Raw genomic sequence first — 26,087 nt, forward strand, 5'->3', positions numbered from 1 at the left:
TGCAAATCGTCAAATCGTGGAGAGCCAGGCTATTAATCCCAGCTAAGCGCCCCACCAGTCTGATACTCAATAACCCGAGTCTCAAAGAAGTTCTTCTCTTTCTTCAAGTCCATGATCTCGCTCATCCAAGGGAACGGGTTAGTCGTCCCTGGATACTCTTCTTTCAAACCAATCTGGCTCAAGCGACGGTTAGCAATAAACTTCAGGTAATCCTCCATCATCGCCGCATTCATGCCCAACACCCCGCGAGGCATGGTATCCCGCGCGTATTCAATCTCCAGCTGAGTCCCCTGCAGAATCATCTGGCTCGCTTCTTCCTTCATTTCAGCATCCCACAAGTGCGGGTTTTCGATTTTGATCTGGTTGATCACGTCGATGCCGAAGTTCAGGTGCATGGATTCGTCGCGCAGGATGTACTGGAACTGCTCGGCGACGCCGGTCATTTTGTTGCGGCGGCCCATGGAGAGGATTTGGGTGAAGCCGCAGTAGAAGAAGATGCCTTCCAGAACGCAGTAGTAGGCGATCAGATTGCGCAGCAGCTCTTTGTCGGTTTCGACGGTGCCGGTTTCGAACTTCGGATCGGAGATCGAACGGGTGTATTTCAGGCCCCAGGTGGCTTTTTTCGCGACCGATGGGATCTCGTGGTACATGTTGAAGATCTCGCCTTCATCCATGGCCAACGATTCGATGCAGTACTGGTAGGCGTGGGTGTGGATCGCCTCTTCGAACGCCTGGCGCAGGATGTACTGGCGGCATTCCGGGTTGGTGATCAGGCGGTACACGGCCAGGACCAGGTTGTTGGCAACCAGGGAGTCGGCGGTGGAGAAGAAGCCGAGGTTGCGCATCACGATGCGGCGCTCGTCGTCGGTCAGGCCTTCCGGGTCTTTCCAGAGGGCGATGTCGGCGGTCATGTTGACTTCTTGCGGCATCCAGTGGTTTGCGCAACCGTCGAGATACTTCTGCCAGGCCCAGTCGTACTTGAACGGTACGAGTTGGTTGAGGTCGGCGCGGCAGTTGATCATGCGCTTTTCGTCGACAGCAACGCGGGCGGAGGCGCCTTCGAGTTCGGCGAGGCCTTCGGCAACGTCGAGGGTGTCCAGGGCAGCTTTGGCACGGGCGATTGCGGCAGAGTCGGTCGCGGTAACAGCGCGAGCTTCTTGAGCGGCGACACCACCAGCGGTGTCGAGTCGGTCCATGTTGGCTTCAGTCGCGTGGCCGGCGTTGGCGCCTTTTACCACGGTCTCGCCGCTGTCTTCTTTGTCGAATTCGTCCCAGCTCAGCATGACGTGTCGTCTCCTGCGTGAGGGCCAGATTGCCCGTGTGAAAAATTGATAGGTTTGGTTTTTCACACAGCCTTTTCTGGCCGCGTTGGATCTAAAGGAAATCGTTTTTTGCAGCAGTACAACGCAGGCAATAAACAGAATTTTGTACGGGTGTTCCGAAGCCACTGATGGGCGCAGAAAACGTGAACCGCTCTGCGTGGGCTTCAGACTGGCTTTTCACCCCTGTAAGGGAATATTGCAGGCCCGTTTAAGTGCGCATTATAAGGAAAATTTCGGCCCCGTGGTGCGGCGAAATGGCACTCGGAGCGGTCGGCGAGGGGCGTTTTCAGGTTGGAGCGAGGGTTTACAGGGCTTTGGTGGAGGAAGTTTTTTTTTCGTCTGTTTTGGCTGGTTTTTGACGGTGAGGGCTGGGTGTTTGCGTTGTTATGGTCTGCTGTTGTGTTGCAAGCCAGGTGGGGCGGGGCTTTCAGGGGAGGGGAAGCGTTTTTGTGGGTGGGATTGTGTGCAGTTTTTGGCTGAAAATGTTTTTGGAATAGTTTGCTCAAAAAACAACCAGAAACGGCATTTTTTACTACATGTAGTGGTTTTGGTCGATTTTTGACCACTCCAGACACAACTAAGCTCGACCGAAGTCGGGCTGTGAGGTCGTGTTCGACTTTCAGCTGAAGCGAGCTGCACCTACGTGGTCAGAACCGTCGGCAAGCTACCTTGGCAGCGCCAGTGTGATCGAAGCCGTCGGCAGCGACTTTGGCAGCGCCGGTGTGATCGAAGCCGTCAGCGGCGACTTTGGCAGTGCCGGTGTGATCAGAACCATCAGCAGCGACAGCCGCTTCAGTGAAAGTAGACGAGCCAGTGCGGTCGTAACCATCGGCGGCGAAGGTGTTGGCGGCCAGGACAGAAAGGGTCAGGGCGATGATCAGTTTGGTTTTCATGGTAGTGACTCCAGGTTTGTTGGCGTTTTGTGCCTTGGGTGTGGAATTGATACTACGCCAAGTATTTTGATTAAAAATCGCAAATAAATGCTTAAAGCAATCTAATTAATCGATTTGTTAGGTGAGCGGTTTAGTCTGTCTTTAGTGGGTGAGCTTTGGGAAAAAGATCAAAAGATCGCAGCCTGCGGCAGCTCTTACATGGACCGTGGACCGTCGGGCTTGCGGGCGGATCAGCCGTTGGAGCAGCCGTTGCCCATGACGCTGTAGCGCAGAATGTGCCGCTGACCTTTGGAGTCGTCGTATTCCATTTTGGCCGGAACCACTTCGCAGACGTTCGGGATTTCGCTCATCGATATAACTTTGGCGATGTCCAGATGAGTGGAGTAGGTGTATTCCTCAACGGCGGGTTGTTGCTGTGCGACATCAGTCGGGACCTCGTCTGCCATGGCGGTTGCGCACAGACTGCTGAGGGCCAGAACTAATAAAGCTTTCATTTGAGATTTACCTTTCTGAAGTCGAAGGGGGGGCACGCAATCTTTTTGGGATTGCGTGTGGAGCTTTAATAAAGAGTCTTGGATTAACTGCCTTCGTGGGGGCTACAACTGGGTTAATCACGTTGCCGTGTTGGCGAGGTTGATTTTAGGCTTGAGGGTGGCGTGCATATAGCCGTGCTTTTGATAAACACCTTTGGCAGTTTTCGTAACAATCGGCGTTTTTCAGGCAGACCGCGTTATCGTTCTTCGCGGGCAAGCCTCGCTCCTACAGGGGTGGCGTTGTATTCGGGACCCTGTTTTGTGCTTGTCACGATATTTTGTAGGGGCTTGTTACTACCATCGTCGAATGGTTCTATAGGCCCGGCCCGGCTACAACTGGGCCATACAAAAACAACTATTCCACCGAGGTAAGAAAGATGAGTGCGGCTTCTTTGTATCCCGTTCGTCCCGAGGTAGCAGCCAACACGCTGACTGACGAGGCCACCTATAAGGCCATGTACCAGCAGTCGGTCGTCAACCCGGACGGCTTCTGGCGTGAACAAGCCAAGCGCCTCGACTGGATCAAGCCTTTCACCACGGTGAAGCAGACATCCTTCGACGATCACCATGTCGACATCAAATGGTTCGCCGACGGCACGCTGAACGTTTCCTACAACTGCCTCGACCGTCATCTGGCGGAGCGCGGCGATCAAATCGCGATTATTTGGGAAGGGGATGACCCTGCCGAAAGCCGCAACATCACCTACCGCGAGCTGCACGAACAAGTCTGCAAGTTCGCCAACGCCTTGCGCGGCCAGGATGTGCATCGCGGCGACGTGGTGACGATCTATATGCCGATGATCCCCGAAGCCGTGGTCGCCATGCTGGCCTGCACCCGGATCGGTGCGATTCACTCGGTGGTGTTCGGCGGTTTCTCGCCGGAAGCCCTGGCCGGTCGCATCATCGATTGCCGCTCGAAAGTGGTGATCACCGCTGACGAAGGCATTCGTGCCGGCAAGAAAATCCCGCTGAAGTCCAACGTCGACGACGCGCTGACCAACCCGGAAACCAGCAGCATCCAGAAGGTCATCGTGTGCAAGCGCACCGGTGGCGACATCAAGTGGAACCAGCATCGCGACATCTGGTACGAAGACCTGATGAAAGTGGCGGGCAGTGTGTGCGCGCCGAAAGAGATGGGCGCCGAAGAAGCGCTGTTCATCCTTTATACCTCCGGTTCCACCGGCAAACCGAAGGGCGTGCAGCACACCACCGGCGGTTATCTGCTGTATGCGGCGATGACCCACGAGCGCGTGTTCGACTACCGTCCGGGCGAAATCTACTGGTGCACCGCCGACGTCGGCTGGGTCACCGGCCACACTTATATCGTCTACGGCCCGCTGGCCAATGGCGCGACCACGCTGCTGTTCGAAGGCGTGCCGAACTATCCGGACATCACCCGGGTGGCGAAGATCGTCGACAAGCACAAGGTCAACATCCTCTACACCGCGCCTACCGCGATCCGCGCGATGATGGCGTCGGGCACCGCCGCTGTAGAAGGCGCCGATGGCAGCAGCCTGCGTCTGTTGGGTTCGGTCGGCGAGCCGATCAACCCGGAAGCCTGGGATTGGTACTACAAGAATGTCGGCCAATCCCGTTGCCCGATCGTCGATACCTGGTGGCAGACCGAAACCGGCGGCAACATGATGAGCCCGTTGCCGGGCGCTCACGCGCTGAAACCTGGTTCGGCGTCACGTCCGTTCTTCGGCGTGGTGCCAGCGCTGGTGGATAACCTGGGTAACATCATCGAAGGCGTTGCCGAGGGCAACCTGGTGATTCTCGATTCGTGGCCAGGCCAGGCGCGCACGCTGTATGGCGACCATGATCGCTTCGTCGACACTTACTTCAAGACCTTCCGTGGCATGTACTTCACCGGAGACGGTGCGCGTCGTGACGAGGATGGTTATTACTGGATCACCGGTCGCGTGGATGACGTGCTTAACGTTTCCGGTCACCGCATGGGTACTGCCGAGATCGAAAGTGCGATGGTCGCTCACCCTAAAGTCGCCGAAGCGGCGGTGGTCGGTGTGCCGCACGACATCAAGGGGCAGGGCATTTATGTCTATGTCACGTTGATCGGTGGCGAAGAGCCGAGCGAGCAACTGCGCCTGGAACTGAAAAACTGGGTGCGTAAAGAGATCGGTCCGATTGCTTCGCCGGATGTGATTCAGTGGGCGCCGGGGCTGCCGAAAACCCGTTCAGGCAAGATCATGCGCCGGATTCTGCGCAAGATTGCTACGGCTGAATACGATGGGTTGGGGGATATTTCAACCCTGGCCGATCCGGGTGTGGTGCAGCATTTGATTGATACGCACAAGACCATGAACGTCGCTTAAGCGCCGATTCTTGAGTCATCGAAGCCCCGCCAGGTGTTGAGCCTGGTGGGGTTTTTTATTGGCTGATGGTTTTGCAGTGGCAGTTCGGGCCTCATCGCGAGCAGGCTCGCTCCCACATTTGGAATGCGTTTCCCTGTGGGAGCGAGCCTGCTCGCGAAGGCGGTCTGTCAGACGCCATATCAACAACGGCCAATAATTATCGGTGTCCGCCGTAGGCGCTTTCCCACTGTTACCCAGCACTCTTCAAGTAACCGAATGTGTAACCGCACGCCCGTCAACGAGGCATTGGGAAACGCAAAGCCCCGTTTCAGGGCCTCTCAACCCGGCATGAAAAATAAGACACAACGCTGCGCTTGCCGGATTAGAAGGGTTTGCCAATAATGGGCCCGCAATTTGCAATATAGATCGGTTCACTGTCTTTTGCTCTTGCATGAAATTGCAAGGCTGTCAACGCGCTCAAGCGGCATTCTCGGTGCATCTGTAATTTGTTGTCGCATTGAAGAAATATCGGCTTCGGGCCTGTCGTTAGAATGCCGATCACTCGCTCGTCGTTGCCGGTGTTGAAATCAATGTTGAATTCAGCGCACGCATTCCAGGACGCAGCACCGCTTTGCTGTTTAACCCATTCGCATATTGGGCTGTCGCTCACTCTGCCGTTTTTGCCCTTTACCGATGGAGTCCCAAGATGAAGAAACTTGTGCTGCTTGGCGCCCTGGCACTGTCCGTGCTGTCCCTGCCGACCTTCGCCGATGACAAGCCCGTAAAAATCGGTATCGAAGCAGCTTACCCTCCGTTCGCCTCCAAGGCGCCGGACGGCAGCATCGTCGGTTTCGACTACGACATCGGTAACGCCCTGTGCGAAGAGATGAAGGTCAAGTGCGTATGGGTCGAGCAAGAATTCGACGGCCTGATCCCGGCACTCAAAGTGCGCAAGATCGACGCGATTCTGTCGTCCATGTCGATTACCGAAGACCGCAAGAAGTCCGTGGACTTCACCAACAAGTACTACAACACCCCGGCTCGCCTGGTCATGAAGGCCGGCACTGCAGTCAGCGACAGCCTGGCTGAGTTGAAGGGCAAGAACATCGGCGTGCAACGTGGTTCGATCCACGAGCGTTTCGCCCGCGAAGTCCTGGCCCCACTGGGTGCCGAGATCAAGCCTTACGGTTCGCAGAACGAAATCTACCTCGACGTGGCCGCCGGTCGCCTCGACGGCACCGTGGCAGACGCGACCTTGCTGGATGACGGTTTCCTCAAAACCGACGCCGGCAAGGGCTTCGCCTTCGTGGGCCCGGCCTTCACCGACGTCAAATACTTCGGCGACGGCGTAGGTATCGCGGTTCGCAAGGGCGACGCGCTGAAAGACAAGATCAACACCGCGATCGCGGCCATTCGCGAGAACGGCAAGTACAAGCAAATCCAGGACAAGTACTTCGCCTTCGATATCTACGGCAAGTAAACGTCCCCGCAACACGTCCGAAATGGCGCAAGCAACAGGATCTCTGAGGTTTGCGCTATTTTTTCATCCCAACTTTCGAGGACCTGAATCATGTTGAAAGGCTACGGGGCTGTCATCCTCGATGGCGCATGGCTGACGCTTCAGCTCGCCTTGTCGTCCATGGTCTTGGCCATTGTTCTGGGTCTGATCGGCGTTGCGCTGCGTCTGTCCCCAATACGCTGGCTGGCCTGGCTGGGCGACCTGTACTCCACGGTGATCCGCGGTATTCCCGATCTGGTGCTGATCCTGCTGATTTTCTACGGCGGCCAGGACCTGCTCAACCGCGTCGCGCCGATGCTCGGCTATGACGATTACATCGACCTGAACCCGTTGGCCGCCGGTATTGGCACCCTGGGCTTCATCTTCGGTGCGTACCTGTCGGAAACCTTCCGTGGCGCCTTCATGGCAATCCCGAAGGGGCAGGCAGAAGCTGGCATGGCGTACGGCATGAGCAGTTTTCAGGTGTTCTTCCGGGTGTTGGTGCCGCAGATGATTCGTCTGGCGATTCCGGGTTTCACCAACAACTGGCTGGTATTGACCAAGGCGACCGCGCTGATTTCGGTGGTCGGTCTGCAAGACATGATGTTCAAGGCCAAGCAGGCGGCAGACGCTACCCGCGAGCCTTTCACCTTCTTCCTCGCAGTGGCGGCGATGTACCTGGTGATCACCAGCGTCTCGTTGCTGGCATTGCGTCACCTTGAGAAGCGCTACTCGGTAGGCGTAAGGGCGGCTGATCTATGATCTTCGACTACAACGTCATTTGGGAGGCCTTGCCGCTGTACTTCGGCGGCCTGGTGACCACCCTCAAATTGCTCGCGCTGTCGCTGTTTTTCGGTCTGCTGGCGGCATTGCCGCTGGGGCTGATGCGCGTCTCCAAACAGCCGGTCGTCAACATGAGTGCCTGGCTGTTCACCTACGTGATCCGCGGCACGCCGATGCTGGTGCAGCTGTTTTTGATCTACTACGGTCTGGCGCAATTCGAAGCGGTGCGTGAAAGCTTCCTCTGGCCATGGTTGTCCAGCGCCACGTTCTGTGCGTGCCTGGCCTTTGCCATCAACACCAGTGCCTACACCGCCGAAATCATCGCCGGCAGCCTGCGCGCCACGCCGAATGGCGAGATCGAAGCAGCCAAGGCCATGGGCATGTCGCGCTTCAAAATGTATAAGCGGATCCTGCTGCCGTCGGCCCTGCGCCGGGCACTGCCGCAGTACAGCAACGAAGTGATCATGATGCTGCAGACCACCAGTCTGGCGTCCATCGTGACCCTGATCGACATCACCGGCGCCGCGCGCACGGTCAATGCTCAGTTCTACTTGCCGTTCGAAGCCTACATCACCGCCGGCGTGTTCTACCTGTGCCTGACGTTCATTCTGGTGCGCCTGTTCAAAATGGCCGAGCACCGCTGGCTGGGCTATCTGGCCCCGCGGAAGCACTGATATGGAACGCATCGATCATGCATTGCCGTGGAGCCACCTGGGCAGCGAACGCCGGATTTCGGTGTTCCGCTTCGGTTCTGGCGAGCGCAAGGCCTACATCCAGGCCAGCCTGCACGCCGATGAGCTGCCGGGGATGCGCACGGCCTGGGAGCTGAAAAAGCGCCTGACCGAACTTGAAGCCCAAGGCTTGCTGAACGGTGTGATCGAACTGGTACCGGTGGCCAATCCACTGGGCCTCGGTCAACTGCTTCAGGGTAACCATCAGGGTCGTTTCGAGGCCGGCAGCGGCAAAAATTTCAACCGGGATTTCGTCGAACTGAGCGAGCCCGTGGCCGCTGAGCTCCAAGGGCACCTGGGTGACGATCCTCACGCCAATATCCGTTTGATCCGTGAAACCATGAGCGACGTGCTGGCTGCATTACCGCCGGCTGCCAGTCAGTTGCAAGGCATGCAGCGCATCTTGCTCAGCCATGCCTGCACCGCCGATGTGGTGCTGGATTTGCACTGCGATTGCGAAGCGGCGCTGCACATGTATGCCTTGCCGCAACATTGGCCGCATTGGCGTTCGCTGGCTGCGCACTTGAACGTCAAGGTCGGTCTGCTGGCGGAAGATTCCGGTGGCAGCTCCTTTGATGAAGCGTGTTCGCTGCCATGGCTGCGCCTGTCGCGTCTGTTCCCAGATGCAACGATTCCACTGGCCTGCTTGGCGACGACCATCGAGTTGGGCGGCCAATCCGAAACCGGTCGCCCAGAGGCAGAGGCTTACGCCGAAGGCATTCTGGCGTTCCTCGCCGAACAAGGCTTGATCAGCGGCGAATGGCCAAAACCTGCGCAAGATGCTTGCGAAGGCATGCCGTTCGAAGGCACCGAATTGCTGTTCGCGCCGCATCCGGGCGTGGTGAGTTTTCTGCGTAAACCCGGTGAGTGGGTTGAAGCGGGCGACGAGATTTTTGAAGTGATCGATCCGTTATCGGATCGGGTCAGCACGGTGTGTGCTGGTACGTCCGGGGTGCTGTTTGCCATTGAACGGCTGCGTTATGCCCAACCCGGTTTCTGGCTGGCCAAGGTGGCGGGGCGCGAAGCGCTGCGTCACGGGCGCTTGCTCAACGACTGACTGACTGTTTTTGTGAGAACCGACCGCATGTACAAACTTGAAGTCCAAGACCTGCATAAACGCTATGGCAGTCACGAAGTGCTCAAGGGCGTGTCCCTGAAAGCGGCGGCTGGCGATGTGATCAGCATCATCGGCTCCAGTGGCTCCGGCAAAAGTACTTTCCTGCGCTGCATCAACCTGCTCGAGCAGCCGCACGCGGGCAAGATTCTGCTCAACAACGAAGAGCTGAAACTGGTCGCCAACAAGGACGGCGCGCTGAAAGCCGCCGACCCGAAACAGCTGCAACGCATGCGTTCGCGCCTGTCGATGGTGTTCCAGCATTTCAACCTGTGGTCGCACATGACCGCGATGGAAAACATCATGGAAGCGCCGGTCCACGTGCTCGGCATGTCCAAGACCGAAGCCCGCGAAAAGGCCGAACACTACCTGAACAAGGTCGGTGTTGCTCATCGCAAAGACGCCTACCCTGGCCATATGTCCGGCGGCGAGCAGCAGCGTGTGGCGATTGCCCGTGCGCTGGCGATGGAGCCTGAGGTGATGTTGTTCGACGAACCGACCTCGGCGCTCGACCCGGAGCTGGTCGGCGACGTGCTGAAAGTCATGCAGGCCCTGGCCCAGGAAGGCCGGACCATGGTGGTGGTGACCCACGAAATGGGCTTCGCCCGGGAAGTGTCGAACCAGTTGGTGTTCCTGCACAAAGGTGTTGTTGAAGAAAGCGGCAACCCGCGTGAAGTGCTGGTGAATCCGCAGTCTGAACGTTTGCAACAATTCCTGTCCGGCAGCCTCAAGTAATCGCTCCCGTTACGCACCAAATTAGGTCATGCTTCACAACCTCAAGGCCGACCCAGATCCCCTGTAGGAGCTGCCGAAGGCTGCGATCTTTTGACCTTGTTTTTTGAAGATCAAAAGAACGCAGCCTCGTTTCACTGGACAACTCCTACAGGGGCGCGACATGCCAGCTTCCACATTTGATTTTTCTTGGTTTTGAGATTTGTGTTCATTTACGGGCTAGCCTTGGCCCATGCCTTCATTCTGTTCTTCGCTTCGGATTGCCCGCCATGACTGCCCATCGAATTGGTTTCCTGATTTGGCCCAGCACTAAAGCCCTGACGCTTGCGCTGGCTGAGGAGGCCTTGCGTGTTGCCCAGCGTGTGCACCCGGACGTTGTTTACGAACTGTCGTTTTTGCAGGCCGAACCACCGACCGAAGGCGCCTGGCAATTGCCTGGTGAGCCCTGGGCCGGCAAGCTCGAAAACTTCCAGAAACTGTTCCTGCTCGCCGACGAGCCACCGACCTCACTCGCGCCGGCGCTCAGCAGTGCGCTGAAACAACTGGTGCGAGCCGGTTGTGTAATCGGCGGTTTGTCGGCCGGTGTTTACCCGTTGGCGCAGTTGGGTTTGCTCGACGGCTACCGCGCTGCCGTGCACTGGCGCTGGCAGGACGATTTTACCGAACGCTTCCCGAAAGTCATCGCCACCAGCCACCTGTTCGATTGGGACCGCGATCGCCTGACCGCTTGCGGTGGTTTGTCGGTGCTCGACTTGCTGCTCGCCGTGCTGGCCCGTGATCACGGCGCCGAACTGGCCGGTGCCGTGTCCGAAGAACTGGTGGTAGAGCGCATCCGCGAAGGCGGCGAACGCCAGCGCATTCCGTTGCAAAATCGCCTCGGTTCCAGTCACCCAAAGCTCACGCAAGCCGTGTTGCTGATGGAAGCCAACATCGAAGAGCCGCTAACCACCGACGAAATCGCCCAGCATGTGTGCGTGTCCCGCCGGCAGCTGGAGCGGATCTTCAAGCAATACCTCAACCGGGTTCCAAGCCAGTACTACCTGGAACTGCGCCTGAACAAGGCCCGGCAGATGTTGATGCAAACCAGTAAGTCGATCATCCAGATCGGCCTGTCGTGTGGCTTCTCTTCGGGGCCGCATTTCTCCAGCGCCTATCGCAACTTCTTCGGCGCCACGCCGCGCGAAGATCGCAACCAGCGGCGCAGCAGCAGCCCGTTCGAATTGTCATCAGTGCCGCCTGAGCGCGGTTAGATGATAAGCCGTCGCTGACCAGCGACAACTGCACTCACTGTGGATCCTCTATTCCATCGGAAAAGTCCGAGTCCTCGAAATTGTCGAGCGCTTCATAAAGGCTCGCGCGATTTGTTCGTTCTTCAAGCAATCGCAGTTCGTTCGCCGCGTTGTAAGTCGCCAGATGTTGCTGGCTCTGCGGGCTCAATCGATTGCCACTGAAATTGTAAGTGGCCGTCATGTTGGCAGGACGAGAGAGCAATCGGATCGGCAGCTCGCTGATCGCATTGTCGGAAAGGTCTGCGTACATCAAGTAAGGAAGTTCCAGTAGCCCTGTCGGTAACTCGCTGAGTTCGGTATTGCGCAAATGCAGTGAGCGAAGCTGTTGCATGTTTGTTACGCCGGGTGTTTTTTTCAGCGGGTTGTTCTCAAGGTTGAGCGAACGGAGGTTTTGCATGGCGCCGAGGTCTCGCACCGCGTCTTCGCTCAATGTGATGCGGCAATTTCGCAGGACCAGGTTCTCCAACTTGCTCATGCGCAAAACCGTAGAGGGAAACTCATTGAGTGGGTAATCCCGAATATCCAGGGCGGTGAGGTTCGGGAAAAGCTCAAGCAGTCGGTCGACCCGTGGATGCGTATTTGCGCTGCTGGTCAGGGTCAGTTTGCGCACATGGTCGAAGCGTCCGGACAGCGGCGGCAGCTCGCCGATGAACGACATATCGCAGTTGAAATCGGTGCCGAAGCGGTCCAAGGGGGATTCGCGCAAGCGTTGTTCCAGAGTCACTCTGAAGCGCACCCGGTTGGCTTTTTCCTCTGACAGCGCTGCGCCATCCAGTGCGGTTTGCGTAACAGGATCGTGTGGAACTTCGTTCGCCCACACGTCCAGCTCACTGAGCAGGGTGGCGAGTTCGGTTTGTCGACGCAGCAATTCAAGGCGCCCCTCTGTCAGCGTGCCGGGCAGTTGATAAACGAAGTCGCTGGCGTCGGCGCCGTTCAATTGCGGGTATAGCGCTTGCGCCAACGCCATGTCTGCTGGATCGGCTCGGACGCCGAGATCCTGGCCATGGGATTGGTAAAAAGCTTTTATCCGTTCTCTGGACGCGGGTGATAAAGGATTGGTACCCAGATCAACGCCGTGGCCCAAATAGGGGGCCAAGTCGTCCGTCAACTCCACGATGAAGTTTTCGTTCAATAGAGCAATTTCCAGATGAGGTAGTTGCGCAAGTCCGACGGGAACGCTATCGATGCCTGTGCGAGTCAGGTCCAGAAAGGTCAACGCTGACAGCGATGTCACATCCGGCACCGCGCGTAACCTATTGTTGTACATGTCCAGCGACTTCAAACGGCTCAATGCGGACAACACAGATTGCCCCGTCTCATCGAGTACGACACCACAGTTACTCAGTATCAGCGATTCAAGTGCTGGCATGCTGGTCAGCGCCGAAGGTAGCCGGCCCAAAGCGAATCCACGCAGTTCCAGACCCTGCAAGCCGCGGAAGCATGTCAGGAAACCATCAGAAACATTCAGGGCCGTATTACCCTGCATGATCAAGTGAGTGACATGGTTGAAGTCGGCAGTCAGCGCTGGAAACTCACCGGTAAACATTGCGTCGACCGTAAGCGTGTTGAGCCGCAGTTCCCGTCTGTCCGTGCGCCTGCCGCGCCAGAATCTCTTCAGTACCTGGCTGAACTGATTTCTGGCGGCCTGTTCCGCCGCCCTTTCAGTCGCGCTCCAGATTTGCCCTGTGGAAGGGGCGCGCGCTGGTATGTCCACACTCCAGGCATTCAGGTCGCTGATCATTTGCGCGATTTCTGCTTCCCAGCGCATCAGTTGGGCGCTGCCGGCCTCCAGCGTTCCGGGCAGGTGATAGATCATGTGACTGGCATCGTCGCTGTCCATCCACGGAAACAGTGCCTGCGCTCTGGTGATATCACTTGCCGGCGGCTGTATGCCAAAGTCACGACCGTTTTCAACGTAGTACGTCTTGATGCGCTCCCGAACTGTAGGGGACAGTGGGTTGTCGGCAAGATTGACGCCATCGGCGAGATCCAGGTTCAGGTTGAAAAACGTTTCAGGCAGATCTGCAATGTTGTTGCCATTCAACAAGGCATTTCTCAGATTTGGATGATTGGCGATGCCGTTGGGCAGGGCGGAAATGCCGGTATTGGCTAGCCGAACATCGTGTATGGCCGGTAGGTTCTGGAGATCAGGTACGCTCTGCAACGTGTTATCACTCAGATCAAGAAGTTCAAGATCGCTCAATGCCTCAAGCGAGTTCTGGCCAGCGCTCGTAAGGGTCACACCGCAGTGGTTCAGGGTGAGCTCTTTGAGTTGGGGTAGATGGGTGATGAACTGCGGTATTTCGTTTAGCGCAAAATTATTCATCTCCAGAGTTTGCGCACTCGGAAACAGTTCAACGAACGAACGGATATCACTGATCGTGGCGTTGCCTTTGAGTCTTAGCGTCGAAACGTGGGAGAAGTCCGCCGTCAGCTGAGGCATGTCACCGATGAACCGCAACTCTGAAGTGAACTCATCATCGCGCATTCCGGACTCTGTCAACCTGCGACGCCAGAACCGTTCCAGATGCTGTTTGAACTCTGATCGGGCCGCGTACTGGTCGAACAGTTCAATGGCTGTAAACACTTGGCCGGTGACGGGGTGAATGCTGGGTACCCTGGGGGCCCACAAAGCGAGATCGTTTGACATTTGAGCCAGCTCCGCTTCCCAGCGATCAAGCTGAGCCCGGCTATCGGCCAGGGTTCCGGGCAAGTCGTAGATCATATCGCTGGCCTCTTGCTGATCCAGCGAAGGGAACAGTTCTTGCGCCAGGGCGATGTCGGCAGCATCGGCGCGCACGTCAAAGTCTTGCTGATTTGTGCGGTAGTAGGTTTTTATCTTGTTGCGTGTGGCGGGTGACAGTTTATTGTCGGAAAAGTCGAAGCCGTCGGTGCGTTCGGCAGGCATATAAAACACGATGTCGGGAATTTCCTTGATGCTGTTGTCACTGAGAATCACGGTTCGCAGTTTTGGATGGGTATTCAATCCGGTCGGAACGACGGTGAGGCCGCAATTGGACAGGTCGATGTAAGTCAGTTCAGGCAACAGGTTCAAGTCGGGGAAAGTCCCCAATGGATTGTTGCTCAATTCCAGCGTTCGCAGTCCGTTGAATGAAAGCAGTGTTGCCTCATTTTCAGATGTCAGCATCACTCCGCAGTTTTTCAGTTCCAGCTCAGTCAGCCAAGGCAGGTTGATCGCTCCAAGCGCAACCGGTTCCAGCTCGAAAGCGTGCAACTGCAGTGAGGTCAGATTCGGGAACAGCTGTACGAATGGCGCCATGACAGAGATGTTTGGGTTACCCGTCAGAGTCAATCTGGACACATGATCGAAATTTGCGCTAAGCACTGGCATGTCACCCATGAATTCAAGGGTGGCCTCCAGTTCGCTGTTGCGAGTGAATGCACTCCTGCTGCGCCAGAAGTAGTCAACGTTTTGCGCGAAGGCGGTTCGGGCGTTCAGTTCGCGTGCTTGCTCGTTGATCGTCAAAGGTTCGCCGGACACAGGGTCGAGCGTTGGCGCCTGGCTGACCCATTGGCCGAGTTCCACGTTCAATTGAGTGATCTCGGCTTCCCAGGCCGCGAGCTGGGCCCGACCGGCCCCCAGTGTGCCCGGCAAACGATACAGCAATGCACTGGCTTGCTCTGTGTCGAGGGATGGAAACAGCGCAGTCGTGCGCAGCAGATCGGCCGCTTCGGGATGGGCGCCGAAGTGTTTCCCGGTGTGATTGAAAAAAGTTTTTACCTGCTCTCGAGAGACGGATGACAGGGGATTGTTTGCGAAGGTGTAACCGTCACTGAGCGAGCTGGCCAGGTTGAAAAACTCTTCGGGCACATGCTTGATCTGGTTGCCATCGAACCTGCCAGTGATCAGGTTTGGATGGTCCAGTACATTGGCTGGCAGTGTGGCGATTCTGGTGTCGGCGAGGTTGACGTGACGTAACGAGGGCATGGCGTGCAGGTCGGGAGCCACACCCAGTGCATTGCCTTGCAGATCCAGCAGCGTGAGATCGGAAAGGGAGGCAAGCACGGGTTGGATGGCTGTATTAAAGCCGATCCCACAGTTGCGCAGGATCAAATGGCGAAGACCCGGCATCGAGGAGATGGCCTGTGGCAGGTTTGGCAGGCTGAGGTTGTGCGCGTCCAGGTACATTAGTCGCGTAAACCTGCGCAGAAAATTGTCGAGGCCAGCGGTACTGGCGTTGCCATTGATCGACAGTGTGGTGATATGACTGAAATCTGCGGACAGCACGGGCAGATCGCCGAGGAAGGGTTGCGCGAGTCTGACGGTGTGACCGGAAGCTACACCCAACTGAGTGCCGGGGTCGGCGTTTTCCCGTCGCCAGCCCCTCAATAACTCCTCCCTGAGCAGTCGGCGGTTCTGAATCTCTACGGTTTTCTCTAGCGCTGTGAGGGGGGCACGGGTGACGGGATGCGTGACGGGGAGAGTGTTGGCCTAGATTTGCAGGTCGTTCTGTAATTGAAGGTACTCGGTTTGCAGACGCAAAATCTCTGCACGCGAGCCGAGTGGATTGCTCCCGATACGTTGGGCCATGAAGTGCATTTCCTGGTCCGAAATAGTCGGGTAAAGCGCCCGGATATCCTGCACAAGAGTGTGCGGAGCAGGGGGGCGGTGGGGGTAACCGTCAGTGCCCAGTAACCGCAAGGTATCGACGACGGGTGGCTGAACCGGCGAATCGGAAAGGACCTCGCGAAGCTCGCTGCGCTCCAGTGTTCGCTCGCGGATCGCCGCTTTCAGCGCATCACCCTGACCAATCTGAATGTTCAGAATTCGGCGTTCCCCATCCGGCAGGGCATACAAGAGACTCGTGTAGAAGTCGGTTACCGAATGCAATTCCTGTCCGCGATCGTCGTAGGGCTGATAGCGGCCGTCGCTCTGACGAACCAGGACTTTGCGCGCTGGAGCATCTTCGCTTCCAATGCTGCTGAGTACCGGCCCTTCATAACGTCCATCGCGCATTTCGATCCGCACATCACCGCTCCCGGGCAGATGTCGGAGACTGTGCAACGCCAGAGTGTCGGAGTCGGGATTGCTCACGGAATCGATTTGCAGCCCTTCGTAGGCGCGGGTGACGCGCACTTCCTGCTGGGCCAGTTGCATCAGTTCCTGTTGGCGCGGCGGTAATTGCCCTTCGCTGATCTGCACCACCTCGCCACCGGTGGCGGTGTCGAGCAGCTCGCGGGTGACGCTGGCAGGCAGGTCTGGATTGTGTTGCGCAAGTTTTTGCGCCAACGGGTCGTCGATGCGCTGGAGTGCCTGGTATCGTGATTCGAAGAGCGTGCTTCTGTGGCGCCGTGCGAGGAGGGCCAGTTGCTTGCGCAGTGTTTGCGTGCGTGTGTCCAGAGCAGGCGTCGGTCCGCCGAACTGTTCGGCGAGCAGGGCTTTGGTTTGCGATTCATCCAGAGAGCAGAGCAAGGTCTTGAGCAGGTCACCGTCGATCAGACTGTCCTGGCGAATCTCGGTCAGCGGCAAGGTTTCATCGCTGGAGGACTGCCAGACGAGTTCGCCCTGTTGATCAACCAGACGCAGGCGTTTGCCACTTGACCAGCGACCCTGTTCCGTCAGCAGTTGCAGTTGCGTGACGGGATCGGCACGCAGGTACTCTTCGCTCACATCGCTATCGAGCTGGTCGATAAACTGGCGTAACTGCTGATCGATCTTGAAACGCTGGATGCTGTCGGCGAGCAGCGGCGGCAACGTTTGCTGTTCGACATGCATTTTGCGCACGGCATCTTCGCTGACGCCGCTGACCTCAAGTATCGTTTCGCGCTCGGCATCGGAAAACGATTCCACCGAGGGGCCGATCCGGCGTAGCGTCGCGGGCTTGTCCCACTCCAGCGGGCGTTCGAGTTCGGTGTGCCAGGCGCCATTGCTGTTGTGTCGCACCCGCGGTTGGTAGGCGTCGGGGCGGGTCGGGTGTTCGATGCGGTATTGGCCGGGGATGTTGCTTTCGGTGACTGCAAAGTGTGCGTCTTCGAGTGGCAGCAGTTGTTTGCCCTGGTGCTCATGCAGGCCCAGTTCATTGGGTGTGGAATTCGCGTCAGGTAGACTTTTCTGCTCATAGCGTGCCAGATCCGGTTCCCAATAGCGGGTTTGACCGCTGGCCAGTTCGACAGGCTTGAAGCGGTCGATGAACGCGACGATTTCTTTGGGTAAGACCTTGCGAAATTCACCGGCGCCAATTGCGCCACCCATTGCAAAGGTTCCCAACTGGACCAGTGATTCCACAGTGCCCATCAGGTGTTCGAAGGCTTCGGTGGTGCGGCCTTGCGCCCATTCGATGATCCCTTCGAAGGCTTCATCGAGCATTTGATAGGCCATGTACGCCATCATCGCTTCACCCAGCACCGGCACGAACGGAGCAACAATAAGCGCTGCGGTCTGCACAATCGTGGAAACGATGTTGACCACCGAATCCCAGAACGCCCAGCGCGCTTTCTGATCCACCGATGCGGTGGGCACGGCAATCACGCGTGCGTCGTTGAAGATCTTGTTCAGTTTTGCCTGATGCAGGTGCTGCCACAGATTGTCATGGAACGCGGTGAGGGCCGCTTGCAGATCCGGTCGTTCGACTTCAGCTTCACGCCAAGCGGGCAGAGAACTTCCGGGCTCATGGGGATGCCATTTCATTTGGCTCAGGCGGCTGTTCAGGGTGCTGAAGAAATACCCACGCTGCTCGTGGTTCACGAATCGGCTGAAAAACTGTTGGTAGTCTTTCGAGCGTAACTGGCGGGTCAGTTCGACAACCATCTCGAATGCCGAAGCGTATTCCTTGAATGGATGCTCAGGGTCATTCGGGACGTACGCCACTACTTGTGCGGTAGTGCGCGACACGTACAGATCGGCGGCAAATACGACGATACCGGTGAGTGGGGCGGCCAACATCGACATGTCATGACACAACACTGGCGCCCCTTTGATGTATATGCCTTTCATCCCCTCAAGCAGGGCGTCGATCAGGCGAAAGTTACTTTCCGAGATATCGCGGTTCATCCGCGCCCATTGCAGGGCAGCTTTCATGGCGGCTTTTTCGCTGGTGTCCATTTTTCGTCGCAGTACCGTGGCGACGAACGAATCGGAGTAACCCAGATTGTTTTCGAGATGGGCCTTGTACTTGGCGCCGATATCCAGTTTTCGACACAGTTGGGTGAACGCCGCGATACTCAGTTTCGACTTGATCGCCGGCAGTGTGTCGAACTGGCCGGTAGAAGAGGGGCGGGTGATGTAGGTCGATTCGGCTTCGAACGCGTTTTCGTACGTTTCCTTTTCTTCGAAGTTGTGCAGCGCGGCGTCCAGCAGTGAGATGGTCCAGGCGCGTGTACCGGTCTTGATCGGAAACCACGGCGTGGTCGCGGGAATGTACAAACGCATAAATGTGTTTCGCACATCCACATCCAGATCGAAGCTGTTCTTGAGCTGTTCCTTGAGCAAGGGTTCGGCAAAGTTACTCGCGTCTTGCAAGTGCTCCAGGCTTCGATCGACCGCACTTTGTGCGGCCATGTGTGCCGCACTGAGAGTTTTCATCTCCACGTGTTGTGCGGCCGGCGCGGCGTGGAGTCGCGCGGAAAGCTGCGGCTGAGTTTTCTGGAGTGCCTCACGCCGGGCGGATGAAGCGTTGCCCAGCCAGTCGGGAATTGCGTTTTTCAGGGGCAGATAGTGATCGTCGGGATGTCGCGGGTCGTTCGTGTCGGGCGGGGTTGCCGGTTGTCCTTCAGACAAATGCATGGCCATTCCTTGGCGTTGAATAGAACGCGCAGCAAATCAGCAAGTGGCCACCCTTGTGCGGTACATATTTATATCTTTGCCGCGAGGTTGAGTTGGTATCCTCTGCAACCTGCCGCTAATTGGCGGCGGCAGTTAAACTGCGCCTTTGCGACGCTATTTGTCGCATTGCCGTAAACCCGGGCCAAACCTGTGTTTGCGCTATAAGAAGTTGTCGCTTGGCGGCAAGGCCGGGCTGAAAACTGTCCTTACAATCCCCCCATCGCTCGCCAGTTTCAGGCGAGTGTTCCTCTTCAGGAGACTCCGATGTCCGTTGAGCACGCTGCGGTAGAACGCGCCGATTTCGACCAGGTAATGGTTCCCAACTACGCGCCAGCCGCTTTCATTCCTGTGCGTGGTGCCGGTTCCCGTGTTTGGGACCAGTCTGGCCGCGAGCTGATCGACTTCGCGGGCGGGATTGCCGTTAACGTATTGGGCCATGCGCACCCTGCGCTGGTTGCTGCATTGACCGAGCAGGCGAACAAGTTGTGGCACGTATCCAACGTGTTCACCAATGAGCCGGCCTTGCGCCTGGCCCATAAGCTGGTCGACGCCACTTTTGCCGAGCGCGTGTTCTTCTGCAACTCTGGCGCCGAAGCCAACGAGGCCGCCTTCAAGCTGGCCCGTCGCGTGGCCCATGACCGTTTCGGTACCGAGAAGTACGAAATCGTTGCCGCGCTCAACAGCTTCCACGGCCGTACCCTGTTCACCGTGAATGTCGGTGGCCAGTCGAAGTACTCCGACGGCTTCGGTCCGAAGATCACCGGCATCACTCACGTGCCTTACAATGATCTGGCCGCGCTGAAAGCCGCTGTTTCCGACAAGACGTGCGCGGTAGTTCTGGAGCCGATCCAGGGCGAAGGCGGCGTACTGCCGGCCGAGCTGTCTTACCTGCAAGGTGCTCGTGAACTGTGCGACGCGCATAACGCGCTGCTGGTTTTCGACGAAGTTCAGACCGGCATGGGCCGCAGCGGCAAGCTGTTCGCCTATCAGCATTACGGCGTGACCCCGGACATCCTGACCAGCGCCAAGAGCCTGGGCGGCGGTTTCCCGATCGCGGCGATGCTGACCACTGAAGACCTGGCCAAACACCTGGTAGTCGGCACCCACGGCACCACATATGGCGGCAACCCGCTGGCGTGCGCTGTCGCTGAAGCGGTGATCGATGTCATCAACACGCCCGAAGTGCTGAGCGGCGTCAATGCCAAGCACGACAAGTTCAAGACCCGTCTTGAGCAGATCGGCGAGAAGTACGGCCTCTTCACTGAAGTCCGCGGTCTGGGCCTGCTGCTTGGTTGCGTGCTGAGCGATGCCTGGAAAGGCAAGGCCAAGGACATCTTCAACGCCGCCGAGCGTGAAGGCCTGATGATTCTGCAAGCGGGCCCGGACGTGATTCGTTTTGCGCCAAGCCTGGTGGTTGAAGACGCCGATATCGATGCTGGTCTCGACCGTTTTGAACGCGCCGCGGCGAAGCTGACGCAAGCCTGATAGTGCCTTCGGCGCCTGAACTGTTCAGGCGTCGAACCCAATTTTATGCCGGACCCGCTCTTCTGTAGGAGCGAAGCTTGCTCGCGAAGGTGTGTCAGTCGACATCACTGTGGCTGACACACCTTCGCGAGCAAGCTTCGCTCCTACAAGGGTCAGGCTTATTTCCCCCAAAAGAGTTAAGAGAAAGGAGTGACACCATGCTGGTGATGCGCCCCGCGCAAATGGCTGATCTGGGCGAGGTACAGCGTCTGGCTGCGGACAGCCCGATTGGTGTCACTTCCTTGCCGGATGACGTTGAACGCCTGAGCGACAAGATCGCCGCAAGCGAAGCCTCGTTCGCCGCCGAAGTCAGCTTCAACGGTGAAGAGAGCTATTTCTTCGTCCTCGAAGACACCGCCACCGGCAAGCTGGTTGGCTGTTCGGCCATCGTTGCCTCGGCCGGTTATTCCGAGCCGTTCTACAGCTTTCGAAACGAAACTTTCGTGCACGCCTCCCGCGAGCTGAAGATTCACAACAAGATCCACGTGCTCTCGCAGTGCCACGACCTGACCGGCAACAGTCTGCTGACCAGTTTCTACGTGCAGCGTGAACTAGTGGGTTCGCCTTGGGCGGAGCTCAATTCCCGTGGTCGCCTGTTGTTCGTGGCCAGCCATCCGGAACGCTTTGCCGATTCCGTGGTGACCGAAATCGTCGGTTACAGCGACGAAAATGGCGATTCGCCGTTCTGGGATGCCATCGGTCGCAACTTCTTCGACCTCAACTACGCCGCCGCCGAGCGTCTGTGTGGTCTGAAAAGCCGCACGTTCCTGGCCGAGCTGATGCCGCATTACCCGATCTACGTGCCATTGCTGCCGGACTCCGCTCAAGAGGCGATGGGCCAGGTGCACCCACGTGCCCAGATCACTTTCGACATCCTGATGCGCGAAGGCTTCGAGACCGATCACTACATCGACATTTTCGACGGTGGTCCGACTCTACATGCCCGCGTCTCGGGGATCCGTTCGATCGCCCAGAGCCGAGTAGTCCCGGTGAAAATCGGCGAGCCGGTCAAAGGTGCCGGTCGTCAATACCTGGTGGCTAACGCCCAGTTGCAGGATTACCGCGCCGTTTTGCTTGAGCTCGATTACGCGCCGGGCAAACCAGTAACCCTGGATCTGGAAGCGGCCGAAGCCCTAGGCGTCGGTGAAGGTGCCAGCGTGCGCCTGGTGGCGGTTTAACGCCTGCTGCTATGCCTATAAAGAATGAATGCTTAGTAAAGCAGCGAGTTTCACGGGTGGCTCAAGCGGCCCGTTTGAGGAGATAGCATGATCGTTCGTCCCGTACGCAGCAGCGATTTACCCGCTCTGATCGACCTGGCCCGCAGCACCGGCACCGGCCTGACCACCTTGCCGGCCAACGAAGAGCGTCTGGCCCATCGGGTCGGCTGGGCCGAGAAGACCTTCCGCGGCGAAGCCGGGCGGGGCGATGCGGACTACCTGTTCGTACTTGAAGACGACAACGGCCGCGTGGTGGGCATTTCCGCCATCGCTGGGGCAGTCGGCCTGCGTGAGCCTTGGTACAACTTCCGGGTTGGCCTGACCGTCAGCGCCTCGCAAGAGCTGAATATCTACCGCGAAATTCCGACGCTGTTCCTGGCCAACGACCTGACCGGCAACTCTGAACTGTGCTCGCTGTTCCTGCATGCCGATTTCCGCAGTGGCCTCAACGGCCGCATGCTGGCCAAGGCGCGGATGTTGTTCATCGCCGAGTTCCCGCAACTGTTCGGCAACAAGATCATCGCCGAAATGCGCGGTGTGTCCGATGACGCCGGGCGTTCGCCGTTCTGGGAAAGTCTGGGTCGGCATTTCTTCAAGATGGAATTCAGCCAGGCCGATTACCTCACCGGCGTGGGCAACAAGGCGTTCATCGCCGAACTGATGCCGAAATTTCCGCTGTACACCTGCTTCCTGTCGCCAGACGCGCGCAACGTGATCGGCCAGGTTCACCCGGACACCGAGCCGGCGCTGTCGATGCTCAAGAGCGAAGGTTTCAGCTACCAAGGCTACGTCGACATCTTCGATGCCGGCCCTGCGGTGGAATGCGAAACCACCAAGATCCGCGCGGTGCGCGACAGCCAGGCGCTGGTACTGGCCATCGGCACGCCGGGTGACGACGCCACGCCATTCCTGATTCATAACCGCAAGCGTGAAGACTGCCGGATCACTGCCGCGCCAGCACGCTTCGCCGCCGGTACTTTGGTGGTCGATCCGCTGACCGCCAAACGTCTTCAACTCAACGCCGGCGATCAAGTGCGCGCCGTTCCGTTGTCCGCTGCTCGGGAGTCGAAATAATGAATTCGCTATACATCGCCGGTGAATGGCTGGCCGGTCAGGGTGAAACCTTTCAATCGGTAAACCCGGTAACCCAGCAAGTGCTGTGGGCTGGCGAAGGCGCCACGGCCGGTCAGGTCGAGTCGGCTGTACAAGCTGCGCGTCAGGCGTTCCCGGGCTGGGCTCGTCGTACCCTGGAAGAACGCATCAGCGTGCTGGAAGCCTTTGCCGCTGCGCTGAAGAATCACGCTGACGAGCTGGCTCGCACCATCGGTGAAGAAACCGGCAAACCCCTGTGGGAAGCGGCGACTGAAGTCACCAGCATGGTCAACAAGATTGCCATCTCGGTGCAAAGCTACCGCGAACGTACCGGCGAGAAGAGCGGCCCGCTGGGCGACGCCACTGCGGTGTTGCGCCACAAACCACACGGTGTGGTGGCAGTGTTCGGCCCTTACAACTTCCCCGGCCACTTGCCGAACGGTCACATCGTGCCGGCGCTGCTGGCCGGTAACAGTGTGCTGTTCAAACCGAGTGAGCTAACCCCCAAAGTTGCCGAACTGACGGTCAAGTGCTGGATCGAAGCCGGTCTGCCGGCCGGCGTGCTGAACCTGCTGCAAGGTGCTCGCGAAACCGGTATTGCCTTGGCGGCGAACTCGGGCATCGACGGTCTGTTCTTCACCGGTTCCAGCCGTACCGGCAATCACCTGCACCAGCAGTTTGCCGGTCGTCCGGACAAGATCCTCGCGCTGGAAATGGGCGGCAACAATCCATTGGTGGTGGATCAGGTCGCGGACCTCGATGCCGCCGTTTACACCATCATTCAGTCGGCATTCATTTCTGCCGGTCAGCGATGCACCTGTGCCCGCCGCTTGCTGGTGCCGCAAGGCGCGTGGGGCGATACGCTGCTGGCGCGTCTGGTAGCGGTCAGCTCGACGATTGAAGTCGGTGCGTTCGATCAGCAACCGGCGCCGTTCATGGGCTCGGTGATTTCCCTCGGCGCTGCGAAAGCCCTGATGGACGCGCAAGAACATCTGCTGGCCAACGGTGCGGTGGCGCTTTTGGAAATGACTCAACCCCAGGCTCAGGCAGCGTTGCTGACCCCTGGCATTCTGGACGTGACGGCGGTTGCCGATCGCCCGGACGAAGAGCTGTTCGGTCCGCTGCTGCAAGTGATCCGCTACGCTGATTTCGAAGCGGCGATCGCTGAAGCCAACGACACCGACTATGGCCTTGCGGCCGGTCTGCTGTCGGATTCCGAAGCACGTTATCAGCAGTTCTGGCTGGAAAGCCGCGCCGGTATCGTCAACTGGAACAAGCAGTTGACCGGTGCGGCGAGCAGCGCACCATTCGGTGGTGTCGGTGCCTCGGGTAACCATCGCGCCAGCGCCTACTACGCTGCAGATTACTGCGCGTACCCGGTGGCCTCGCTGGAAACTCCGAGCCTGACCTTGCCGACAGCACTGACCCCAGGCGTGCGGATGTCGTAAGACCGCTTTCGCGGGCAAGCCTCGCTCCTACAAGGTTGTGCACAATCCTGTAGGAGCGAGGCTTGCCCGCGAAGGCCGCAACACGGTCTTACTGAATTGATACTTGATGCCTATAACAACAGATTCTCGTGGAGCCTCGCTGATGAAATCCTATGAAGTCAATTTTGACGGTCTAGTGGGGCCGACCCATAACTACGGCGGCCTGTCCTACGGCAACGTCGCGTCCCAGAGCAACAGCCAGCAATCTTCGAACCCGAAGGAAGCCGCGCTGCAAGGTCTGGCGAAGATGAAAGCACTGATGGAAATGGGCTTTCAGCAAGGCGTTTTGGCGCCGCAAGAACGTCCGGACGTGGCCGCACTGCGCCGCCTGGGGTTCAGCGGTACCGATGCTCAGGTAATCGAGCGCGCCGCAAAAGAGGCCATGCCGCTGCTAGTTGCCAATTGCTCGGCGTCGAGCATGTGGGTGGCCAACGCCGCCACGGTCAGCCCGAGCGCCGACACTGCGGATGGCCGCGTGCATTTCACCGCCGCCAACCTGAACTGCAAATACCACCGCAGCATCGAACACCCGACCACCAGTCGCGTACTGGGGGCGATGTTCGCCGATCAGAAGCACTTCGCTCACCACGGCGCGTTGCCGGCCGTGGCACAGTTCGGTGACGAAGGCGCGGCCAACCACACCCGTTTCTGCCGTGACTACGGTGAAGCCGGCGTCGAGTTTTTCGTGTTCGGTCGCAGCGCGTTCGACACCCGTTACCCGAATCCGCAGAAATACCCGGCACGCCAGACGCTCGAAGCGTCCCAGGCCGTCGCTCGTCTGCACGGTCTGAGCGATGACGGCGTGGTCTTTGCCCAGCAGAACCCTTCGGTGATCGATCAGGGTGTGTTCCACAACGACGTGATCGCGGTGGGTAACGGCGAAGTGCTGTTCTATCACGAGGACGCCTTCCTGGACACCGAGCAGATGCTCGCTGAACTGCACGGCAAACTCGCCAAGTTCGGTGGGAAATTTCAGTCGATCTGCGTACCGCGTTCCGCGGTCACTGTAGAAGACGCCATTCGTTCCTACCTGTTCAATAGCCAGCTGCTGTCGCGTCCTGACGGCTCCATGCTGTTGATCGTGCCGGAAGAATGCCGTGGCAACGAGCGTGTCTGGCAATACCTGCAAGGCCTGACCAGCTCTGGCGGCCTGATCCGCGAAGTGAAAGTGTTCGATCTCAAGCAGAGCATGCAGAACGGCGGAGGCCCGGCTTGCCTGCGGTTACGCGTCGCACTCAATGAAACCGAACTGGCGGCCGTCAACCAAGGGGTTATCATGACGGCACCGTTGTACGGCACGTTGACCGAATGGGTCGACAAGCACTATCGCGACCGCATGACCGAAAACGATCTCGCGGACCCGCAATTGCTGCTTGAGTGCCGGACGGCACTGGATGAACTGACGCAAATCCTTAAACTGGGCGCGGTTTATCCATTCCAGATCAATTGAAAGTCTCAAACGAGAGCGTAAAACATGAGCGATACCCTGCAGCTGATCCTTGAAGACACCGACGGCACGCAACTGGAAACTTCCTGCACCCGCGTCGCGGTCATGTGGCAAGGCAAAGAGCTGTGGATCCAGCAGGACGGCCGTGGCCAGTTGCTGATCGGCGTAGACGTCGAAGAAGGTGACGCTGAATACGCAAACCTGCTGCTGCGCCCATTGGCGACTAATCTGGTAAGTCTGCAACTGGAGATGGAACCGGCCGACGTCGGTGATGATGAGGACCACGTGCACGGCCCGGATTGCAATCACGACCACTAAGGAAACCGCTCT

The 26,087-nt window shown here is 58.1% G+C and carries 17 protein-coding genes and 1 pseudogene; 13 read left to right on the top strand and 5 right to left on the bottom strand.

All coding sequences use genetic code 11. The features are described 5' to 3' along the window. Positions 1–32: 32 nt before the first annotated feature. The 3 genes and pseudogenes from ACYZT2_RS08445 to ACYZT2_RS08455 form a co-directional block, all read right to left on the bottom strand. A complete protein-coding gene (locus ACYZT2_RS08445; RefSeq protein ID WP_007905373.1) occupies positions 33–1,283 on the bottom strand; it encodes a ribonucleotide-diphosphate reductase subunit beta in 1,251 nt (416 codons plus the stop codon). A 658-nt stretch (positions 1,284–1,941) separates the two neighbouring features. Further along, positions 1,942–2,215, bottom strand: a pseudogene (locus ACYZT2_RS08450) (hypothetical protein). Positions 2,216–2,445: 230 nt separating this feature from the next. Continuing rightward, positions 2,446–2,709: a DUF2790 domain-containing protein gene (locus tag ACYZT2_RS08455; RefSeq protein WP_008145979.1), complete on the bottom strand. Its 264-nt coding sequence runs from the start codon at positions 2,707–2,709 to the stop codon at positions 2,446–2,448. Between the two features lie 416 nt (positions 2,710–3,125). Here ACYZT2_RS08455 and acs point away from each other — a divergent pair, with 416 nt between their 5' ends. The 7 genes from acs (at position 3,126) to argR (ending at position 11,168) form a co-directional block, all read left to right on the top strand. Beyond that, positions 3,126–5,081 carry an acetate--CoA ligase gene (gene acs / locus ACYZT2_RS08460; RefSeq protein WP_367374595.1) on the top strand — a complete coding sequence of 652 codons (1,956 nt, stop codon included), beginning with the start codon at positions 3,126–3,128 and terminating at the stop codon, positions 5,079–5,081. A gap of 685 nt (positions 5,082–5,766) precedes the next feature. Next, complete coding sequence (locus ACYZT2_RS08465; RefSeq protein WP_447788801.1) at positions 5,767–6,540, top strand: ABC transporter substrate-binding protein; 774 nt, start codon at positions 5,767–5,769, stop codon at positions 6,538–6,540. 90 nt (positions 6,541–6,630) lie between these two features. After that, positions 6,631–7,320: an ABC transporter permease gene (locus ACYZT2_RS08470; protein ID WP_007904805.1), complete on the top strand. Its 690-nt coding sequence runs from the start codon at positions 6,631–6,633 to the stop codon at positions 7,318–7,320. Further along, positions 7,317–8,015 (top strand): ABC transporter permease, encoded by a 699-nt coding sequence (locus ACYZT2_RS08475; protein WP_095051591.1) that lies wholly within the window; start codon positions 7,317–7,319, stop codon positions 8,013–8,015. The genes ACYZT2_RS08470 and ACYZT2_RS08475 overlap by 4 nt, the downstream gene beginning before the upstream one ends. Before the next feature lies 1 nt (position 8,016). Then, positions 8,017–9,129: a M14 family metallopeptidase gene (locus ACYZT2_RS08480; protein ID WP_461971440.1), complete on the top strand. Its 1,113-nt coding sequence runs from the start codon at positions 8,017–8,019 to the stop codon at positions 9,127–9,129. Positions 9,130–9,156: 27 nt separating this feature from the next. Continuing rightward, positions 9,157–9,921 (top strand): ABC transporter ATP-binding protein, encoded by a 765-nt coding sequence (locus tag ACYZT2_RS08485; RefSeq protein ID WP_007904680.1) that lies wholly within the window; start codon positions 9,157–9,159, stop codon positions 9,919–9,921. Between the two features lie 266 nt (positions 9,922–10,187). Further along, entirely contained in the window at positions 10,188–11,168 is a 981-nt protein-coding gene (gene argR / locus ACYZT2_RS08490; RefSeq protein WP_461971441.1) for a transcriptional regulator ArgR, read from the top strand. A 34-nt stretch (positions 11,169–11,202) separates the two neighbouring features. On the opposite strand, the gene ACYZT2_RS08495 is transcribed toward argR, so the two are convergent. Together ACYZT2_RS08495 and ACYZT2_RS08500 are read right to left on the bottom strand one after the other, a co-directional pair. Further along, a complete protein-coding gene (locus tag ACYZT2_RS08495; RefSeq protein WP_461971442.1) occupies positions 11,203–15,516 on the bottom strand; it encodes a leucine-rich repeat domain-containing protein in 4,314 nt (1,437 codons plus the stop codon). A gap of 144 nt (positions 15,517–15,660) precedes the next feature. After that, positions 15,661–18,951, bottom strand: coding sequence for a dermonecrotic toxin domain-containing protein (locus tag ACYZT2_RS08500; protein ID WP_461971443.1), 3,291 nt, complete (start codon positions 18,949–18,951; stop codon positions 15,661–15,663). Positions 18,952–19,254: 303 nt separating this feature from the next. Between ACYZT2_RS08500 and ACYZT2_RS08505 the strand changes: the two genes are divergently transcribed. From ACYZT2_RS08505 to ACYZT2_RS08530, 6 genes are all read left to right on the top strand, one after another. Continuing rightward, positions 19,255–20,475 (top strand): aspartate aminotransferase family protein, encoded by a 1,221-nt coding sequence (locus ACYZT2_RS08505; RefSeq protein WP_447788805.1) that lies wholly within the window; start codon positions 19,255–19,257, stop codon positions 20,473–20,475. Positions 20,476–20,672: 197 nt separating this feature from the next. Then, positions 20,673–21,692: an arginine/ornithine succinyltransferase subunit alpha gene (aruF, locus tag ACYZT2_RS08510; RefSeq protein WP_258699497.1), complete on the top strand. Its 1,020-nt coding sequence runs from the start codon at positions 20,673–20,675 to the stop codon at positions 21,690–21,692. Positions 21,693–21,779: 87 nt separating this feature from the next. Further along, complete coding sequence (gene astA, locus ACYZT2_RS08515; protein WP_253553719.1) at positions 21,780–22,805, top strand: arginine N-succinyltransferase; 1,026 nt, start codon at positions 21,780–21,782, stop codon at positions 22,803–22,805. Then, entirely contained in the window at positions 22,802–24,271 is a 1,470-nt protein-coding gene (gene astD / locus ACYZT2_RS08520) for a succinylglutamate-semialdehyde dehydrogenase (RefSeq protein ID WP_461973035.1), read from the top strand. The genes astA and astD overlap by 4 nt, the downstream gene beginning before the upstream one ends. A gap of 142 nt (positions 24,272–24,413) precedes the next feature. Further along, positions 24,414–25,760 (top strand): N-succinylarginine dihydrolase, encoded by a 1,347-nt coding sequence (gene astB / locus ACYZT2_RS08525; RefSeq protein ID WP_461971444.1) that lies wholly within the window; start codon positions 24,414–24,416, stop codon positions 25,758–25,760. A 24-nt stretch (positions 25,761–25,784) separates the two neighbouring features. Beyond that, positions 25,785–26,075, top strand: coding sequence for a hypothetical protein (locus tag ACYZT2_RS08530; protein ID WP_007904718.1), 291 nt, complete (start codon positions 25,785–25,787; stop codon positions 26,073–26,075). The last annotated feature ends 12 nt before the right edge of the window (positions 26,076–26,087 follow it).

The organism is Pseudomonas sp. MDT1-85 (assembly GCF_054898065.1).

What these genes read in the sequence shown, in the direction of transcription:
- ACYZT2_RS08445 (WP_007905373.1), bottom strand. Translation starts at nt 1,283, where the DNA reads ATGCTGAGCTGGGACGAATTCGACAAAGAAGACAGCGGCGAGACCGTG.
- ACYZT2_RS08455 (WP_008145979.1), bottom strand. Translation starts at nt 2,709, where the DNA reads ATGAAAGCTTTATTAGTTCTGGCCCTCAGCAGTCTGTGCGCAACCGCC.
- acs (WP_367374595.1), top strand. Translation starts at nt 3,126, where the DNA reads ATGAGTGCGGCTTCTTTGTATCCCGTTCGTCCCGAGGTAGCAGCCAAC.
- ACYZT2_RS08465 (WP_447788801.1), top strand. Translation starts at nt 5,767, where the DNA reads ATGAAGAAACTTGTGCTGCTTGGCGCCCTGGCACTGTCCGTGCTGTCC.
- ACYZT2_RS08470 (WP_007904805.1), top strand. Translation starts at nt 6,631, where the DNA reads ATGTTGAAAGGCTACGGGGCTGTCATCCTCGATGGCGCATGGCTGACG.
- ACYZT2_RS08475 (WP_095051591.1), top strand. Translation starts at nt 7,317, where the DNA reads ATGATCTTCGACTACAACGTCATTTGGGAGGCCTTGCCGCTGTACTTC.
- ACYZT2_RS08480 (WP_461971440.1), top strand. Translation starts at nt 8,017, where the DNA reads ATGGAACGCATCGATCATGCATTGCCGTGGAGCCACCTGGGCAGCGAA.
- ACYZT2_RS08485 (WP_007904680.1), top strand. Translation starts at nt 9,157, where the DNA reads ATGTACAAACTTGAAGTCCAAGACCTGCATAAACGCTATGGCAGTCAC.
- argR (WP_461971441.1), top strand. Translation starts at nt 10,188, where the DNA reads ATGACTGCCCATCGAATTGGTTTCCTGATTTGGCCCAGCACTAAAGCC.
- ACYZT2_RS08500 (WP_461971443.1), bottom strand. Translation starts at nt 18,951, where the DNA reads ATGCATTTGTCTGAAGGACAACCGGCAACCCCGCCCGACACGAACGAC.
- ACYZT2_RS08505 (WP_447788805.1), top strand. Translation starts at nt 19,255, where the DNA reads ATGTCCGTTGAGCACGCTGCGGTAGAACGCGCCGATTTCGACCAGGTA.
- aruF (WP_258699497.1), top strand. Translation starts at nt 20,673, where the DNA reads ATGCTGGTGATGCGCCCCGCGCAAATGGCTGATCTGGGCGAGGTACAG.
- astA (WP_253553719.1), top strand. Translation starts at nt 21,780, where the DNA reads ATGATCGTTCGTCCCGTACGCAGCAGCGATTTACCCGCTCTGATCGAC.
- astB (WP_461971444.1), top strand. Translation starts at nt 24,414, where the DNA reads ATGAAATCCTATGAAGTCAATTTTGACGGTCTAGTGGGGCCGACCCAT.
- ACYZT2_RS08530 (WP_007904718.1), top strand. Translation starts at nt 25,785, where the DNA reads ATGAGCGATACCCTGCAGCTGATCCTTGAAGACACCGACGGCACGCAA.